The following is a 16,119-nucleotide window of genomic DNA, read 5'->3' on the forward strand; positions in this document are numbered from 1 at the left end:
GGAATGTGTCCGGGGTGTAGCAGTGGGGACAGCCTGTGCACCGATTTGGCGCGCCGGCCTTCCGGCGGTCAGTGCTCCGCCGACGTCGCCTTCAGCGCCAGCCACAGCTCCATCCGTGCGTCCGGATCGTCCAGCGAGCGCCCCAGGATCTCCTCGACCCTGCGCATCCGATACCGCAACGTGTGCCGGTGCACCCCCAGATCCGCGGCCGCCGCGTCCCACTGCCCGTGCCGGGAGAGCCAGGCCCGCAGGGAGGCCACCAGGTCACCCCGGCCCGTCGCGTCGTGCTCGTACAACGGGCCCAGCAGTCCGCCGGCGAACGCCTTCACCGCGTCGTCGGCGAGCAGCGGCAGGACGGATCCGGAGGCCAGCTGTTCGTGCTCGACGCACAGCCGGCCCCGCCGCCGGGCGACCGACAGTGCCTGTTCGGCCTGCTTGTACGCGGCGGCCGCGGCGATCGGTCCCACCGGGGCCGAGACCCCGACGACCGGTTCGTCCTCGTGCCCGGCGTTCGTCCGCTCGCCCGTCCGCGCCGCCTCCAGGGCCGTCGCGTACTCCCCGCACGCGGCGACCGCGGCCCCGCCGTCCGCGGCCAGCACCACCAGCCGCTCGCCCTCGGGGACCACGAGCACGGCCTCGCCGGAACGGGCCGCCGCGGACTCCACGATGTCGGTGAGCGCCCCGAGCGGGTCACCGTTCGTCCCGGCGGCGGCGGCGAGCGCGGCGGCGGACGGCACCCGGGCCGGAGCCGCGACGGGGATCCGCACCGACGGCACGGCGACGGTCTCCGCCACGAGCACCCGGAACGGCGCGTCCAGGAGCCCGCCGTAAAGGTCTCCCGCGACCGTTCGCGCGTGCTCGGGCTCCCCCGCGAGCAGCATCCGCAGCACCGACGCCCCGATCCGCTGCTCGGCGGCGTGCAGGGAGCGGGACCGCTCGCTCGTGAGGGTCAGCAGCGCGATCGCCGACTGCACCGCGTACCGCTGCGCCGTACCGAGCGCCGAGGCCGTCCCCACCGCCAGCGTGGCCCGCGGGCGGCGCCCGGTGCCCAGGGAGTGCAGCTCCACCCGGTCGTCGTCGTCAGGAGTACCGGGCCCGCCGACCACGGAGGAGGCGGGCGCGGGCCGGTCCCGCAGCCGTTCCACGTCGGCGGTGATCCGCGCGGCCCGGCGCACCGCCCACTCCGGTGCGGCGGCGGCGACGGCACCCGAGGCGTCGTAGAGCGCCGCCCAGCCGTCCAGCTGGGAGGCGAGGGCGGCGAGCAGTCCCTCGGGGCCGTCGGTCAGGGCCTGCCTGGTCAGCTCGCGCTGGGCGGCGAAGCCCGCGGTGACGGACCTGTACTGGTCGGCCGCGATCGCAGCGGACACGGCCTTGCTGATGGCGAGGAAGGGCGTGCGGCGCGGTACTTCGAGCAGCGGCAGCCCTTCGTCGCGGGCCGCGTCGACGAGGGCCGTCGGGATCTCCTCGTAGTTGACCCCGACGGCGAAACCGAGCCCGACCACTCCCGCCCCGGCCAGCCGCTTCACATACCGCCGCATGGCCTCCGGATCCTCCGCGTCCAGCTTCAGCGCGGTGATCAGCAGCAGTTCCCCGCCCTCCATGTAGGGGACGGGGTCGGCGAGCTCGCTGACGTGCGCCCAGCGGACGGGCACGTCCAGCCGGTCCTCGCCCGCGCGCACGGTCAGCTTGAGCGCGGAGTGCTGGACGAGCGAGGCGAGGGTGGGGGGCATGGGGCCGGTGCCTTCGGAGAGGTGTGATCATTTGGCCGCTGTGTACGAACGGCCTGTGCCGATTCTGCCTCACCGTACGGTCACCAGGTCACGTGCTGCGCGTCATCCCCGCAGATCCACGAGCAGCGGCGGCGCGTGCTCGCCCGTCACACTCGTCAGGGAGAGCACCGCGTGCCCCGGCGGCACCCCGTGCGCCAGCTCGGACGCGGACCACCGCTCCCGCTCGACCTGCCGCACGGTCACCGCCCGCGCGGTGGGCGCCTTGCCGGTGATGACCCTCCTGACCGCGTGCAGCACCTTCCCGGCCGGGGTCTCCGCGATGATCTGCCGGTCGGTGACGTCCCGCGCCTCGATCCACTCCTTGCCCCACACCTCGGCGAAGTCCTGTCCGTCCCAGGGGGTGAGCCCGGCCAGCGCCATCCGGCACCCGGTGGCCCCGAGAAGGGGACCGCGCAGCGGCCGGGGTACGTCGTCCAGCGTGCGCAGCGTGAGCACGACCCCGGCGTTGCCGGACCGCAGCCGCTGGATGCCCCGCACGGCTTCCGGCGTCACGACCCCCGTGGCGTCGTCGATGACCAGGCAGGCGAACAGTGACCGATCCTCCCGCACCGCGACACTCGCCGTGAACTGCGCGAGCACCAGCCGGGCCAGGATCCGCGAGGCGTCGGCGTGCCCGCGCTGAGGCAGGTCGACACGGACCCGGACGGGGTGGTCCAGGGCCTTCAGCGAGAACGGCCGCGACCCTCCGGACGGGTCGGAGTCCGCGCTCTGGAAGAACGCGGCGAACGCGGGCCGGTCGAGCAGCGCGATCCGGTCCGCGAGGACGCCCCCCACGTCCCCCGCATGCCCCATCTGCCGCTCCCGCGCGTCGAGTTCACGCAGCAGCGACTCCTGCCCCGAGTCCTCGAGCCCCTTGCGCAACGCGGCCAGCGGCCCGGGGGCGCCGTCGAGCAGCCCCCGCAGCTCCGGCACGGAGGGGAAACGGCCGTGGACCGCCCGGAACGGGCCGAGGAGCTGGGCGAGCACAGTGGTCGAGCGCCGGGTGTCGCCCCCTTGGTGAGGCTCGGCGAGATCCCCGACGAGCGCTTCCGCGAGCACGGCCGCGGCCTCGTCCGGGTCGGTCGTCCCGCCGTACAGGTCGAGGTCGTACACCGACTCGGGGTTCCCGATCTGTACGACGACGTCGTAGGAATCGGCCGGACCGAGACCGGCACCCGCCGCGCCGACCACCACGACGGCTGCCCGCCCGGCGAGGGCGTGCAGGCACAGCGACTCGGCGAGCGGCCTGATGACGGTCCCGGTCTTCCCCGACCCGGCCGGACCGACGGCGAGCAGCGAGGTACCGAGCAGTTCGGGCCCGAGCCCCAGGCCGGTACCGCGGTAGGCGTACGGATTGCGGGCGTCGTCGGCGGTCGTCCCCAGCCGCACCTGCCCGGTCACCAGATCGTGCCGGGCCAGCCGGGCGGGCAGGTCCCGCTCCCCGGAGGGATGCAGACAGGCGGCGGAGCCGTCCTGGAGCACCGCACCGGTGAACGTGGCGAGACTGAACCGCCCACCGCGCACGCCCTGCCAGGCACGGGCGATCCGGGCGTGGTCGACGTCGCGCATCAACCCGGCCCTGGCCTCGGCAGCGAGCCGCTCGGCAGCGTCCAAGGCTCCGGCGGCTCGGAGCTGGTTCCAGTGGGCGGGGTCCTCCTCCGCCGTCGGCACGGGCGCCTGACGGGGCTGGGGACGCTTCACCAGGGGCACCACGAAGCGCCGCCAGACCTCGCCCCAGCGGCCCAGCTTGCCGACCGCCACCATGATCACCAGGGCGATCAGCAGCTCGTAGCCCTTGTACAGGACGAGGTTCCCGATCTCGCTGCTGGTGTAGCGCCAGGAGTCAGGGACCAGCAGCTTGAAGGGCAGCGCCCACCAGGCACCCAGATAGCCGTTCTGCAGGAGCGACCACACGAGCCAGCCGACCAGGAAGGCGATCAGGGCGCCGCTCAGCAACTGCCTGTTCGGGGTTTCCTCGGGCTCCTCGGCCGGCCGGGGCACGTGCCCGAAGCGCCAGATGCCCGGCGCCGCCTCCGGCCGCGGCGTCCGCAGCCAGGTCAGAAACGCGGAGCTGTCCGGCAGCGGCGGCACGGCGGGTGCCTCCGTCGGCCTCGGCGGCATGGCGGAGCGTGCCCGTGGCACAGGATTCGCATGCGTACCCCGCGCGTCCTGCGTCCCGTCGCTGTCCATCGCCCCTGCTCCCTGACCAGCCGTTCCGTCCACCGTCAGCGGCCAATCTAACGCGCCCGCAAAGGGAGTTCACGGTTTGCGGGGCCGATGCGTCACACCGCTCCGGAAACCGGCTATGTCCACCACGGACAACCCGCCCCCGCGACAACGCCCACATGGAGCATGCCCACCCCTCCTCCCCCGTCCTAGCCTGCGAGAAAAGAACTGGACAGAGTCCGCGAGATCAACGCCCGCACCACCCCAGGAGCCCCTCATGACCGCACTTCCGCAGGAGCGCCGCCTCGTCACCGCCATCCCCGGACCCAAGTCCCAGGAGCTCCAGGCCCGCCGCGTCGCCGCGGTCGCGCAGGGCGTGGGGTCCGTGCTGCCCGTCTTCACGGCGCGCGCGGGCGGCGGGATCATCGAGGACGTCGACGGGAACCGGCTCATCGACTTCGGTTCCGGCATCGCCGTGACCAGCGTCGGCGCCTCCGCCGAGGCCGTCGTACGCAGGGCGAGCGCCCAGCTGGCCGACTTCACCCACACCTGTTTCATGGTCACCCCCTACGAGGGCTACGTGGAGGTCGCCGAGGCCCTCGCCGAGCTCACCCCGGGCGACCACGCCAAGAAGTCGGCCCTCTTCAACAGTGGCGCCGAGGCCGTCGAGAACGCCGTGAAGATCGCGCGGGCGTACACCAAGCGGCAGGCCGTGGTCGTGTTCGACCACGGGTACCACGGCCGCACCAACCTCACCATGGCGCTGACGGCGAAGAACATGCCGTACAAGCACGGCTTCGGGCCCTTCGCCCCCGAGGTCTACCGCGTCCCGGTGGCGTACGGCTACCGCTGGCCGACCGGCCCGGAGAACGCCGGTCCCGAGGCCGCCGCCCAGGCGATCGACCAGATCTCCAAGCAGGTCGGCGCGGAGAACGTCGCCGCGATCATCATCGAGCCGGTCCTCGGCGAGGGCGGCTTCATCGAGCCCGCCAAGGGTTTCCTGCCCGCGATCAGCCGGTTCGCCGAGGACAACGGCATCGTCTTCGTCGCCGACGAGATCCAGTCCGGCTTCTGCCGCACCGGCCAGTGGTTCGCCTGCGAGGACGAGGGCATCGTCCCCGACCTGATCACCACCGCGAAGGGCATCGCCGGCGGCCTCCCGCTCGCCGCCGTCACCGGGCGGGCCGAGATCATGGACGCCGCCCACGCGGGCGGCCTGGGCGGCACCTACGGCGGCAACCCGGTCGCGTGCGCCGGTGCGCTCGGCTCCATCGAGACGATGAAGGAGCTCGACCTCAACGCGAGGGCGAAGGCGATCGAGGCCACGATGAAGGCCCGCCTCACCGCGATGGCCGAGAAGTTCGACATCGTCGGCGATGTCCGCGGCCGCGGCGCGATGATCGCCATCGAGCTGGTCAAGGACCGTACGACCAAGGAGCCGAACCCGGAGGCGACGGCCGCGCTCGCCAAGGCCTGCCACCAGGAGGGCCTGCTGGTCCTGACCTGTGGCACCTACGGCAACGTCCTGCGCTTCCTCCCTCCGCTCGTGATCGGCGAGGACCTCCTGAACGAGGGGCTCGACATCATCGAGCAGGCCTTCACCCGCATCTGATGTCACAGGCCTGACACCCCTTGGGATTCCGGTGCTGCGGCGGTGAGCGTCAGAGGGTGTGAAGAAGGTGTGCGAGGTGCCCGTGAGGGTGGGATTCCGCCTGTCGTACACCGTCGCCCTGCCGTAGGTTCTACCCAGATGAGAGATACACCCCGCCCACAGGGGACTGTGGGCGACGCCAGGCCGGGGCCTCCCCAGCTTCGACCTGGTCGTGCCCTCGCGCACACAACTGGAGCTTCCGGCTCCGGATATCCTCACCGATCGGACAGTCGCCCGCCCCAAACCCCCCGGGGCGGCCGACGATCCGATCTGATCGGCCGCCTCGGAACCACCCCCCCTGTTCCGGGGCGGCCGGCCTTCTTCACCCTCCTTCTCGGAATTCCGGCCCTCCTCTTCGCCCTGATCACCTGGCAGGTCGTCGAGGACGGGCCGCTTCTGCGTGTCGACGAGCGGGTCAGCCACGCACTGATCCACCCGGACCGCCCCTCGGCCGCGCTCTCCGACCTGGGCAACGCCACGGTCGCGATCCCGGTCCTGGTGCTGGCGATCCTCTACTCCGCCTGGCGCGGCCGCCGCACTGGTACAGACCGGTGGTGGCTGCCGCCCACCGCGGCAGCCGTCCTGATGGCCCTGGTCCCGGCGCTGGTCGTGCCCCTCAAGGAACTCACCGACCGCCCGGGCACCCCGGTCGTACCACCCGCCACCGGCTACTTCCCGTCGGGCCACACCGCCACGGCCGCCATCGCGTACGGCGCCGCCACCCTGCTCGTCATCCCCTGGCTCCGGTCCACCCGGACCCGCCGCACACTCGTCCTCGGCTACGTCCTTGTCGTCCTCGGCGTCTCCTACGGTCTGGTCCGCCACGGCTGGCACTGGCCGCTGGACGTGGTGGCCAGCTGGTGCCTCAGCGCGGACCTGCTGCTCCTGTTCCGGCTCTTCCTGGCACGGCACGGCCGCCGCTGAACTCCTGGACACACTGGGCGTTGTCGCTGCCGGCGGGGGACGCCCGCAGCGCCGCACTTCCACTGTGCACAGGATTTTCCGGTCCGCGTCGGCCGCACGGGCGGCCGACGACAGCGCGGTGAGTCGTCGGTCAGCCGTCACCCTCCGTCGCCAGACCCGCCGCCGCCTCGTGCATCGCCAGTTCCAGGAGCGCCGGGTCGGTGAGGGTCCCGGACCCGTCCGGCGGAACCAGCCAGCGCACCCCTCCCCCGGCCACCCGGCCCGGATACGGCACGACGATCCAGGTGCCGGCACCGGCGGAACGGATGCCGGTGCCGAGCCAGCGGGCCGCGGTGCCCGGCGGCACGAAGAAGCCCATCCGGGCGTCACCGAAGTCGACGAGCACCGGGCCGAGCTGGTCGAGGATGCGGGTCAGGACATCGAGCGTCGGGTAACCGAGGTCGCCCGGCAGGATCAGTACGTCCCAGGCCTTGCCCGCCGGAAGCAGCGCGACCCCGAGGGGGTTGCGTTCCCATTCCCAGCGGCAGGCCTCGGGATCCGGTGCGACGGATGCCAGCCACTCGACCGCCGTCTTCGCCCCAGTCATGAGGGGACCTCCCTTTCTTTCGTCGACGCTGGTCGCGTCACGAGGGAGAGGGAGGTCCCTGGCAGGCATTACGCGGGTTCTGACCACCCGTTGGGGTGAATCGGATCACATACGATCGTTCAGCTGTCGAATCCCAGACCGAGCTTGTCCATGGTCCGCAGCCACAGGTTGCGCCGCCCGGCGTGGGAGTCGGCCCGGGCCAGCGACCACTTGGTGAGGGCGATGCCGGTCCAGGCGAAGGGTTCCGGCGGGAACGGCAGCGGTTTCCTGCGGACCATCTCCAGCGAGGTCCGCTCGGTGGCCTCCCCGGCCAGCAGGTCCAGCATCACGTCCGCGCCGAACCGGGTCGCACCGACACCGAGGCCCGTGTAGCCGGCCGCGTACGCCACCCTGCCCCGGTGGGCGGTGCCGTAGAACGCGGAGAAGCGCGAGCAGGTGTCGATCGCGCCGCCCCACGCGTGCGTGAAGCGCACTCCCTCCAGCTGCGGGAAGCAGGTGAAGAAGTGCTCGGCGAGCTTCGCGTACGTCTCCGGCCGGTCGTCGTACTCGGCGCGCACCCGGCCGCCGTACGGGTAGACGGCGTCGTAACCGCCCCACAGGATCCGATTGTCGGCGGAGAGCCGGAAGTAGTGGAACTGGTTCGCCGAGTCCCCGAGCCCCTGACGGTTCTTCCAACCGATCGCGCCGAGCTGCTCGCCGGTCAGCGGTTCGGTCATCAGCGCGTAGTCGTAGACCGGCACGGTGTACGCCCGCACCCGCTTGACCAGGTTCGGGAAGATGTTCGTGCCGAGCGCGACCTTGCGGGCGCGCACGGAACCGTACGGCGTGCGTACGGCCATACCGGCGCCGTACGACTTCAGGTCCAGGGCGGGGGTGTTCTCGTAGACGCGCACGCCGAGCCGCAGACACGCCCGCTTCAGGCCCCAGACGAGCTTGGCCGGGTTGAGCATGGCCACGCCCCTGCGGTCCCACAGTCCGGCGTGGAAGGTCGGTGAGTCGACCTGTTCCCGCACCGCGTCGGCGTCCAGGAGGTCGACGCCGTCGGCGAGGCCCTTGTCCTGGAGTTCCCCGAACCAGTCACGCAGTTCCTCGGCCTGGTACGGCTCGGTCGCCACGTCGAGCTCGCCGGTGCGCTCGAACTCGCAGTCGAGGTCGTGCCGGGCGACCGCCTTCTCGATCTCGTCGAGGTTGCGGGCGCCCAGCTCCTCGAGCCGGTGGATCTCGTCCGGCCAGCGGGCCAGCCCGTTGGCCAGGCCGTGGGTGAGCGAGGCGGCGCAGAAACCGCCGTTGCGGCCGGAGGCGGCCCAGCCCACCTCACGGCCTTCCAGCAGGACCACATCCCGCTGCGGGTCGCGCTCCTTCGCGTTGAGCGCGGTCCACAGCCCGCTGTAGCCACCGCCGACGACCAGCAGGTCACAGGTCTCGGCGCCGGTGAGGGCGGGTTCGGGGTGGGGCCTGCCGGGGTCGTCCAGCCAGTACGGAACCGGCTGGGCTTCGGAAAGGGCCTTTGTCCAACGGCTCATGGCGCTTACGCCTTTTGCTTGTTACGGCGGTTGCTGATGACCATCGAGGACAGCACCAGCAGTACGGCGACCAGGAACATGGCCGTACCGATGACGTTGATCTGAACGGGTGTGCCGCGCTGTGCCGAACCCCAGACGAACATGGGGAAGGTGACGGTCGAGCCGGCATTGAAGTTGGTGATGATGAAATCGTCGAAGGAGAGCGCGAAGGCGAGCAGCGCGCCCGCCGCGATTCCGGGGGCGGCGATCGGCAGGGTGACCCGGAGGAAGGTCTGGACGGGCCCGGCATAGAGGTCCTGGGCCGCCTGTTCCAGGCGTGGGTCCATCGACATCACGCGCGCCTTGACCGCCGTCACGACGAAGCTCAGGCAGAACATGATGTGGGCGATGAGGATCGTCCAGAAGCCCAGCTGCGCGCCCATGTTGAGGAACAGGGTGAGCAGCGAGGCCGCCATGACGACCTCGGGCATCGCCATCGGCAGGAAGATCAGCGAGTTCACGGCGCCGCGGGCGCGGAAGCGGTAGCGGACCAGCGCGAAGGCGATCATCGTGCCGAGAACGGTCGCGCCGACCGTCGCCCAGAACGCGATCTGGAGACTGATGGAGAGGGAGCCGCACATGTCGGCCACCCCGCACGGATCCTTCCAGGCGTCCGTGGAGAACTGCTGCCACTGGTAGTTGAAGCGGCCCTTCGGTTTGTTGAAGGAGAACACCGTGACGACCACGTTCGGCAGCAGGAGATATCCGAGCGTCAGCAGTCCCGCGATGACGACGAATTTGCCCTTGAGCCAGTTGACGAAGGCCATTTAAACCAGATCCTCCGTCCCCGACCTGCGGATGTAGAAGGTGACCATGATGAGAATCGCGGCCATGAGGATGAACGAGAGGGCCGCAGCGGTCGGATAGTCCAGAATCCGCAGGAACTGCGTCTGGATGACGTTTCCGACCATGCGTGTGTCCGTGGAGCCGAGCAGGTCCGCGTTGACGTAGTCGCCGGCTGCCGGGATGAAGGTCAGCAGCGTCCCCGACACCACACCGGGCATCGACAACGGGAAGGTGACCTTGCGGAAGGTGGTGACCGGCCTGGCGTACAGGTCGCCCGCCGCCTCGTGCAGCCGTCCGTCGATGCGTTCCAGGGAGGTGTAGAGCGGCAGGATCATGAACGGCAGGAAGTTGTACGTCAGTCCGCACACCACCGCGAGCGGTGTGGCCAGCACCCGGTCGCCCGAGGTCCAGCCGAGCCAGCTGGTGACGTCCAGGACGTGCAGCGTGTTGAGGACGCCGACGACCGGGCCGCCGTCCGCGAGGATCGTCTTCCAGGCGAGGGTGCGGATCAGGAAGCTGGTGAAGAAGGGCGCGATCACCAGGATCATGATCAGGTTCCGCCAGCGCCCCGCACGGAACGCGATGAGATAGGCGAGCGGGTACCCGAGCACCAGGCAGAGGATCGTCGCGGCACCGGCGTAGAGGATCGAGCGCAGGAACTGCGGCCAGTACTCGGACAGCGCGTCCCAGTAGGTCGCGAAGTGCCAGGTGACCTTGTAGCCCTCTTCCAGGGAGCCCGTCTGCACGGACGTGGAGCCCTGGTAGATCATCGGCAGCGCGAAGAAGACGAGCAGCCACAGGATGCCGGGGAGCAGCAGCCAGTACGGCGTGAAACGGCCCCTCTTGCGCGGGGGCTTCTTCTCGGGCGCCGTCGGGGAGAGCGGCGGGGGCGCCTCGGTGAGCGTCGCCATCAGACCGTCGCCTCTTCCTGGATGCCCGCGTCGATGTCCTGGTCCGCGTCCAGACCGAAGGTGTGGGCCGGGTTCCAGTGCAGGACGACCTCGGCGCCGGGCACGAGCCGGTCGTCGCGGTCGATGTTCTGGGCGTAGACCTCGAACTCGGGACAGACGGGGCTGTCGATGACGTACTGCGTGGAGACGCCGATGAAGCTCGAATCGGCGATCCTCCCGGTGATCCGGTTGCGCCCCGCGGGAATCTCGCCGGCCTCGTCCGCATGCGTGAGGGAGATCTTCTCGGGACGGACACCGACCAGCACCTTGCCGCCGGTCGTGGTCGGCCCGGAGTACCGCGCCTCGGGAAGGACCAGCTTCCCGCCGCCCGCCTTCAGCACGATCTCGCCGCCGCTCTTCGCGTCGACCTCGGCCTCGATGAGGTTGGAGGTGCCGAGGAAGTTGGCGACGAAGGTGGTGTTCGGGTTCTCGTACAGATCAGTTGGCGAGCCGAGCTGCTCGACGCGGCCCGCGTTCATCACGGCGACCGTGTCGGCCATGGTCATGGCCTCCTCCTGGTCGTGCGTGACGTGCACGAAGGTGATGCCGACCTCGGTCTGGATGCGCTTCAGCTCCAGCTGCATCTGGCGGCGCAGCTTGAGGTCGAGGGCGCCGAGCGGTTCGTCCAGCAGAAGCACCTTGGGGGTGTTGATCAGCGCCCGGGCCACCGCGACCCGCTGCTGCTGGCCACCGGACAGCTGGTGCGGCTTCTTCCGCGCCTGCTCCCCCAGCTGCACGAGCTCCAGCATGTCCTCGACCTGCTTCTTCACCGACTTGATGCCACGCCGGCGCAGTCCGAAGGCGACATTCTCGAAGATGTCGAGGTGCGGGAAGAGCGCGTAGGACTGGAAGACGGTGTTGACCGGCCGCTTGTAGGGCGGCAGCCGGGTGACCTCCTGGTCGCCGAGGTGCACGGTGCCCGTGGTGGGCTCCTCCAGACCGGCGATCATCCGCAGGGTGGTGGTCTTGCCGCAGCCGGACGCGCCGAGCAGGGCGAAGAAGGAGCCCTGCGGCACGGTCAGGTCCAGCGGCTGCACCGCCGTGAAGCCGTTGTCGTACGTCTTGCTGATGCCGGAGAGGCGGACGTCTCCGCTGTTGTCGGTGTTCTTGTTCGTCACGGTGGTCACGCCCCAGTCAGCTTCGCGAACTTCTCTTCAAAGGCCGTGTCTTCCTTCGCGCTCAGCGAGCGGAAGGCGTGGGACTTCGCGGCCATGGCCTTGTCAGGGATGATCAGCGGGTTGTTCGCCGCATCCGGGTCGATCTTCTCCAGCTCGGTCTTCACACCGTCGACCGGAGACACGTAGTTGATGTACGCGGCGAGCTCGGCTGCCGGCTTGGGCTCGTAGTAGAAGTCGATGAGCCGCTCGGCGTTCGTCTTGTGACGGGCCTTGTTGGGAATCAGCATGTTGTCGGTCGACGTGAGGTATCCGCTGTCCGGGATGATGAAGTCGATGTCCGGACTGTCCGCCTTCAGCTGTACGACGTCACCGGCCCAGGCGATACAGGCCGCGAAGTCGCCGCTGGTCAGGTCGGAGGTGTAGTCGTTGCCGGTGAAGCGGCGGATCTGCCCCTTGTCGACGGCCTTCTGGAGCCGGGCGATCGCCGCGTCGTAGTCGTCGGCGGTGAAGTTCGCGGGGTCCTTGCCCATGTCGAGCAGGGTCATGCCGATGCTGTCGCGCATCTCCGACAGGAAGCCGACGCGGCCCTTGAGCTTGGGGTTGTCGAGCAGGTCGGAGACCGACTTCACCTCCACGCCGTCCAGGGCCTTCTTGTTGTAGGCGATGACGGTCGAGATGCCCTGCCACACATACGAGTACGCCCGCCCCGGATCCCAGTCCGGGTCCCGGAACTGCGCGGACAGGTTGGCGTACGCGTGCGGGAGGTTGGAGGCGTCCAGTTTCTGGACCCACCCGAGGCGGATGAGCCGGGCGGCGAGCCAGTCCGTGAGGACGATGATGTCGCGCCCGGTGTCCTGACCGGCGGCCAACTGCGGCTTGATCTTCCCGAAGAACTCGACGTTGTCGTTGATGTCCTCGGTGTACTTGACCGAGATGCCGGTCTGTTTCTTGAACTGGTCGAGCGTGGGGTGGTGCTTCTCGCTCTTGTCCACGTCGATGTACTCGGTCCAGTTGGAGAAGTTGACGGTCTTCTCCTTGGCCGAGTGGTCGTCCGCGGAGACGCCGCCCTTGGTGTCGCCGGCCGCGGGGATGCCGCAGGCGCTCAGCGCGCCGAGACCGCCGACCGTGAGAGCGCCGCCCGCGGAGGCACGCATCAGGGACCGCCGGGTCATGGCGGCCCGGCCGCCTCGGAAACTGCGCCGCATGGCGGCCACTTGGGCCGGTGACAGGCGGTCGGGCTCGTACTGCTCCATGCGCTGGTGCCCTTTCGGGAAGATGGGCGGCCGCGGGTCGGGCGGCCTGGAAACGGCTATCGGTCCCCGAAGATCGTGCGGTGCCAGTCCTTCGCGACAACCGCAGTGTTGTCGAACATGACGTGCTTGATCTGCGTGTACTCCTCGAACGAGTACGAGGACATGTCCTTGCCGAAGCCGGACGCCTGGTACCCGCCGTGGGGCATCTCGCTGATGATCGGGATGTGGTCGTTGACCCACACGCACCCGGCCCTGATCTCACGCGTGGCCCGGTTGGCCCGGTACACGTCCCGGCTCCAGGCGGAGGCGGCGAGCCCGTACGGGGTGTCGTTGGCGAGTCGGATGCCGTCGTCGTCACTGTCGAACGGCAGGACGACAAGCACCGGACCGAAGATCTCCGCCTGGACGATCTCGCTGTCCTGGGCGGCGTCGGCGACGAGCGTGGGCCTGTAGTACGCCCCCTTGGCGAGCTCCCCTTCCGGCACCTCGCCGCCGGTGACCACGCGCGCGTAGGCACGCGCACGGTCGACGAACCCGGCGACCCGGTCCCGCTGGAGGTGGGAGACGAGCGGCCCGAGATCGGTACCGGCGGCGAAAGGGTCCCCGAGGCGGACGGTCTCCATCAGAGCCGCAGTCCGCTCGACGAACGCCTCGTACAGGGGCCGCTGCACGTACGCGCGCGTGGCGGCCGTGCAGTCCTGCCCGGTGTTGATGAGGGCGCCCGCGACAGCCCCGTTCACGGCGGCTTCCAGGTCGGCGTCGTCGAAGACGACGAAGGGAGCCTTGCCGCCGAGTTCCAGGTGCAGCCGCTTGACGGTCGCGAGGGCGACCTCGGCGACCCGCTTGCCCACCGCGGTAGACCCGGTGAAGGAGGTCATGGCCACGTCGGGATGCCCGACGAGATGCTCACCGGCCTCTACTCCTGTCCCGTTGACGATGTTGATGACACCGTCGGGAATGCCCGCGCGGGTGGCGGCCTGGGCGAAGAGCAGCGAGGTGAGCGGGGTGATCTCGGCGGGCTTCAGGACGATGGTGTTGCCGGCGGCGATCGCAGGAAGGATTTTCCAGGCGGCCATCTGAAGCGGGTAGTTCCAAGGCGCGATGGACCCGACGACCCCAATGGCCTCACGCCGCACATAAGACGTGTGATCCCCGGAGTACTCACCGGCGGACTGCCCCTGAAGGTGCCGGGCGGCCCCGGCGAAGAAGGCGACGTTGTCGATGGTCCCCGGAACATCGAACTCCCGGGTCAGCTTCAGCGGCTTCCCGCACTGCAGCGACTCGGCCCGGGCGAAGTCCTCGGCACTGTCGGCGAGCACGGCGGCGAACCGGTGCAGGGCGTCCGAACGCTCACCGGGAGTGCGGCCCGCCCAGCCGGGAAAGGCGTCACGGGCCGCGGCGACGGCCGCGTCCACGTCCTCGACTCCCGCGAGCTCATAGGTGAGGACCTCCTCACCGCTCGCGGGGTCCACGACCACGTGCGTGCGCCCGGAGGTCCCCTTGGTGAGGCGCCCTCCGATGAACTGCGCACCGTCGGCGAACCGCTCGCGGGCCGCGAAGCGGTCCGGGGTGGAACCGCCCGGTTTGTGCATGTCGCTCTCCTCGCCGTCACCCCTCGCGCCCCGAGGGCGGGTGGCGTAGCTCCAGCTCGATTTGAGTGCCGATCCTGACAGAGCAATGACACTCCTACAAGTGATTCCGTTGTTGCCTTTCGGTTACGCGACGGAATCTGTCGACCAGGTGTCGAGTCGGCCACGAAAAGGAAGGACGGAGTGTCAGTGGTACCTGCCAGACTCGCGTGCATGGGGAAGATCACGGGGACGATCGATTCACAGGAAGCCCTGGTCAAACAGATCCGGGCAGGCGCGAAGATCAAGTATCTGCACTTCTGGGGGCACCGCCCGAGACCGGACGGCCGTGTCGGCGCGAGCTGTCTGAGCCAGTGGTGGCCGTCACCGTTCGTGGTCGACGGAGCGGCCTATGCGACCGCCGAGCACTGGATGATGGCGGGCAAGGCGCGTCTTTTCGAAGATCAGGACGCCGAACGCCGAATCCTGGAAGCCGGATCTCCGGCGCAGGCCAAGAACATGGGCCGTCTGGTCAGGGGCTTCGACGAGGAGACCTGGCGGCGCGAGCGCGTCGGAATCGTCGTGGAGGGCAGCGTCCACAAGTTCGCGGCACACGCCGATCTGCGGCAGTTCCTGCTGAACACGGGCGACCGGGTACTGGTGGAGACCAGCCCGGTCGACCGGGTGTGGGGCATCGGCCTCGCCGCGGACGACGAGGCGGCGGGCGATCCCGAGCGATGGCGGGGCCCGAACCTGCTGGGCTTCGCGCTGATGGCGGCGCGGGAGCGACTCAGAGCCGCCTGATCAGAGCTGCTGCGCAACCCCGAAAGCCGGCAGGGAGCCGTCGTAGTAGTCGGGCTCGTCATCGGAGTTGATGGCGGTCGTGATGACGACGGCCATGAGGGCGATGATGGCGACGCCGAGGATCGTCCCGATGATGCCCATGATGAAACCGGCCTGCGCCTGACCGTGGTTGGTGGCCTCCCCGCGCTCGGCCCGCTTGCGTCCCTTGACACCGAAGATGATGGCGAGGACGCCGAGGATCAGCGAGAGAACGCCGTACATGCAGAAGAGGGCGCAGGACAGGATGCCCAGCACCATCGCCGCGACACCCATGCCGTTCTGCGGGGGCACCGGCGGGGTGGGCCAGCCGCCGTACCCCTGCGGGTAGCCGGGGTAGCCGTATCCGGCGGGGCCGCCGGGCGCTATGGGCGGGGGCGGCACGGAGCCGGGCACACCCTGTTCCGGGGCGGGGTAGCCGTAGCCGTCGTTCGGCACGGACGTCACGGTGGCCTGGTCGTGCACGGAGGGCGGCTGATCGGCTCCGGGTGACTGGCTCTTCTCCAGCGAGGGTCCGCTCTCCGGCGGCGCCCACGGATCCCGACCGGCCCCGGCTTCCCCGCCCGACTGCGATGCGTCCGTCATGCCCATGTCCCCCTAGATCGTTCGACTCCGCAATGCTAAGGCCTGAGCGCGAGGGCCAGCCGGGCCGGGTCGCAGAGCGGCCGCGGCCCGGTGGGGGCCGGCCGCGCCCCTAAAAGATCCGGGCACACCCGCCGTAAGCCACGGCAGGCCACCGACCAGACGTCAGCCCAGGTCCCGGGACGAGCGCGGCCCGGTGGGGGCCGGCCGCGCAGTTCCCCGCGCCCCTGGGAGGGTGCAGTCACCCGCGCCACGACGGGCCGCAAGCTGCCGACGGCGTGAAGGGGACGGGGTGGGGGGTGTCCGCCCGCAGCGGCCGGCGTCCGGAACCGAGCACTGTTGAAACGACCGAGCCGCCGGACCG

General features: G+C 70.1%; 13 protein-coding genes. 3 read left to right on the forward strand and 10 right to left on the reverse strand.

What is annotated here, in order from left to right; genetic code table 11:
* Window positions 1-68: 68 nt before the first annotated feature.
* Both ACFYRX_RS42750 and ACFYRX_RS42755 read right to left on the reverse strand, forming a co-directional pair.
* Window positions 69-1,730 (reverse strand): PucR family transcriptional regulator, encoded by a 1,662-nt coding sequence (locus ACFYRX_RS42750; RefSeq protein WP_389112315.1) that lies wholly within the window; start codon window positions 1,728-1,730, stop codon window positions 69-71.
* Between the two features lie 102 nt (window positions 1,731-1,832).
* Window positions 1,833-3,959 carry an ATP-binding protein gene (locus ACFYRX_RS42755; RefSeq protein WP_389112316.1) on the reverse strand — a complete coding sequence of 709 codons (2,127 nt, stop codon included), beginning with the start codon at window positions 3,957-3,959 and terminating at the stop codon, window positions 1,833-1,835.
* A gap of 253 nt (window positions 3,960-4,212) precedes the next feature.
* Here ACFYRX_RS42755 and gabT point away from each other — a divergent pair, with 253 nt between their 5' ends.
* Both gabT and ACFYRX_RS42765 read left to right on the forward strand, forming a co-directional pair.
* On the forward strand, window positions 4,213-5,547 hold the full coding sequence (gene gabT / locus ACFYRX_RS42760) for a 4-aminobutyrate--2-oxoglutarate transaminase (RefSeq protein ID WP_389112318.1): 1,335 nt from the start codon (window positions 4,213-4,215) through the stop codon (window positions 5,545-5,547).
* A 138-nt stretch (window positions 5,548-5,685) separates the two neighbouring features.
* Window positions 5,686-6,510, forward strand: a complete 825-nt coding sequence (locus tag ACFYRX_RS42765) for a phosphatase PAP2 family protein (protein ID WP_389112320.1) — start codon at window positions 5,686-5,688, stop codon at window positions 6,508-6,510.
* A gap of 130 nt (window positions 6,511-6,640) precedes the next feature.
* Here ACFYRX_RS42765 and ACFYRX_RS42770 read toward each other — a convergent pair whose 3' ends face one another.
* The 7 genes from ACFYRX_RS42770 to ACFYRX_RS42800 all read right to left on the reverse strand — a co-directional run bounded on the left by ACFYRX_RS42770 (window position 6,641) and on the right by ACFYRX_RS42800 (window position 14,357).
* A complete protein-coding gene (locus ACFYRX_RS42770; protein WP_389112321.1) occupies window positions 6,641-7,096 on the reverse strand; it encodes a hypothetical protein in 456 nt (151 codons plus the stop codon).
* Window positions 7,097-7,215: 119 nt separating this feature from the next.
* Complete coding sequence (locus ACFYRX_RS42775) at window positions 7,216-8,619, reverse strand: NAD(P)/FAD-dependent oxidoreductase (RefSeq protein ID WP_389112323.1); 1,404 nt, start codon at window positions 8,617-8,619, stop codon at window positions 7,216-7,218.
* A 5-nt stretch (window positions 8,620-8,624) separates the two neighbouring features.
* The gene (locus ACFYRX_RS42780) at window positions 8,625-9,425 is read right to left on the reverse strand and encodes an ABC transporter permease (protein WP_389112325.1); all 801 of its coding nucleotides are present in this window, start codon (window positions 9,423-9,425) and stop codon (window positions 8,625-8,627) included.
* Window positions 9,426-10,355: an ABC transporter permease gene (locus ACFYRX_RS42785; protein ID WP_389112327.1), complete on the reverse strand. Its 930-nt coding sequence runs from the start codon at window positions 10,353-10,355 to the stop codon at window positions 9,426-9,428.
* Window positions 10,355-11,521: an ABC transporter ATP-binding protein gene (locus tag ACFYRX_RS42790; RefSeq protein WP_389112328.1), complete on the reverse strand. Its 1,167-nt coding sequence runs from the start codon at window positions 11,519-11,521 to the stop codon at window positions 10,355-10,357. Before ACFYRX_RS42790 ends, ACFYRX_RS42785 begins: the two co-directional genes overlap by 1 nt.
* Entirely contained in the window at window positions 11,518-12,765 is a 1,248-nt protein-coding gene (locus ACFYRX_RS42795) for a PotD/PotF family extracellular solute-binding protein (protein ID WP_389112329.1), read from the reverse strand. The genes ACFYRX_RS42790 and ACFYRX_RS42795 overlap by 4 nt, the downstream gene beginning before the upstream one ends.
* Before the next feature lie 56 nt (window positions 12,766-12,821).
* Window positions 12,822-14,357: a gamma-aminobutyraldehyde dehydrogenase gene (locus tag ACFYRX_RS42800; RefSeq protein WP_389112330.1), complete on the reverse strand. Its 1,536-nt coding sequence runs from the start codon at window positions 14,355-14,357 to the stop codon at window positions 12,822-12,824.
* A gap of 210 nt (window positions 14,358-14,567) precedes the next feature.
* Between ACFYRX_RS42800 and ACFYRX_RS42805 the strand changes: the two genes are divergently transcribed.
* Window positions 14,568-15,137, forward strand: a complete 570-nt coding sequence (locus ACFYRX_RS42805) for an NADAR family protein (RefSeq protein ID WP_389112331.1) — start codon at window positions 14,568-14,570, stop codon at window positions 15,135-15,137.
* On the opposite strand, the gene ACFYRX_RS42810 is transcribed toward ACFYRX_RS42805, so the two are convergent.
* Window positions 15,138-15,758, reverse strand: a complete 621-nt coding sequence (locus tag ACFYRX_RS42810; RefSeq protein ID WP_389112332.1) for a DUF4190 domain-containing protein — start codon at window positions 15,756-15,758, stop codon at window positions 15,138-15,140.
* Window positions 15,759-16,119: the final 361 nt, after the last annotated feature.

This window comes from Streptomyces sp. NPDC005374, assembly GCF_042872225.1.
Classification (GTDB): Bacteria; Actinomycetota; Actinomycetes; order Streptomycetales; family Streptomycetaceae; genus Streptomyces.

What these genes read in the sequence shown, in the direction of transcription:
- ACFYRX_RS42750 (WP_389112315.1), bottom strand. Translation starts at nt 1,730, where the DNA reads ATGCCCCCCACCCTCGCCTCGCTCGTCCAGCACTCCGCGCTCAAGCTG.
- ACFYRX_RS42755 (WP_389112316.1), bottom strand. Translation starts at nt 3,959, where the DNA reads ATGGACAGCGACGGGACGCAGGACGCGCGGGGTACGCATGCGAATCCT.
- gabT (WP_389112318.1), top strand. Translation starts at nt 4,213, where the DNA reads ATGACCGCACTTCCGCAGGAGCGCCGCCTCGTCACCGCCATCCCCGGA.
- ACFYRX_RS42765 (WP_389112320.1), top strand. Translation starts at nt 5,686, where the DNA reads ATGAGAGATACACCCCGCCCACAGGGGACTGTGGGCGACGCCAGGCCG.
- ACFYRX_RS42770 (WP_389112321.1), bottom strand. Translation starts at nt 7,096, where the DNA reads ATGACTGGGGCGAAGACGGCGGTCGAGTGGCTGGCATCCGTCGCACCG.
- ACFYRX_RS42775 (WP_389112323.1), bottom strand. Translation starts at nt 8,619, where the DNA reads ATGAGCCGTTGGACAAAGGCCCTTTCCGAAGCCCAGCCGGTTCCGTAC.
- ACFYRX_RS42780 (WP_389112325.1), bottom strand. Translation starts at nt 9,425, where the DNA reads ATGGCCTTCGTCAACTGGCTCAAGGGCAAATTCGTCGTCATCGCGGGA.
- ACFYRX_RS42785 (WP_389112327.1), bottom strand. Translation starts at nt 10,355, where the DNA reads ATGGCGACGCTCACCGAGGCGCCCCCGCCGCTCTCCCCGACGGCGCCC.
- ACFYRX_RS42795 (WP_389112329.1), bottom strand. Translation starts at nt 12,765, where the DNA reads ATGGAGCAGTACGAGCCCGACCGCCTGTCACCGGCCCAAGTGGCCGCC.
- ACFYRX_RS42800 (WP_389112330.1), bottom strand. Translation starts at nt 14,357, where the DNA reads ATGCACAAACCGGGCGGTTCCACCCCGGACCGCTTCGCGGCCCGCGAG.
- ACFYRX_RS42805 (WP_389112331.1), top strand. Translation starts at nt 14,568, where the DNA reads ATGGGGAAGATCACGGGGACGATCGATTCACAGGAAGCCCTGGTCAAA.
- ACFYRX_RS42810 (WP_389112332.1), bottom strand. Translation starts at nt 15,758, where the DNA reads ATGACGGACGCATCGCAGTCGGGCGGGGAAGCCGGGGCCGGTCGGGAT.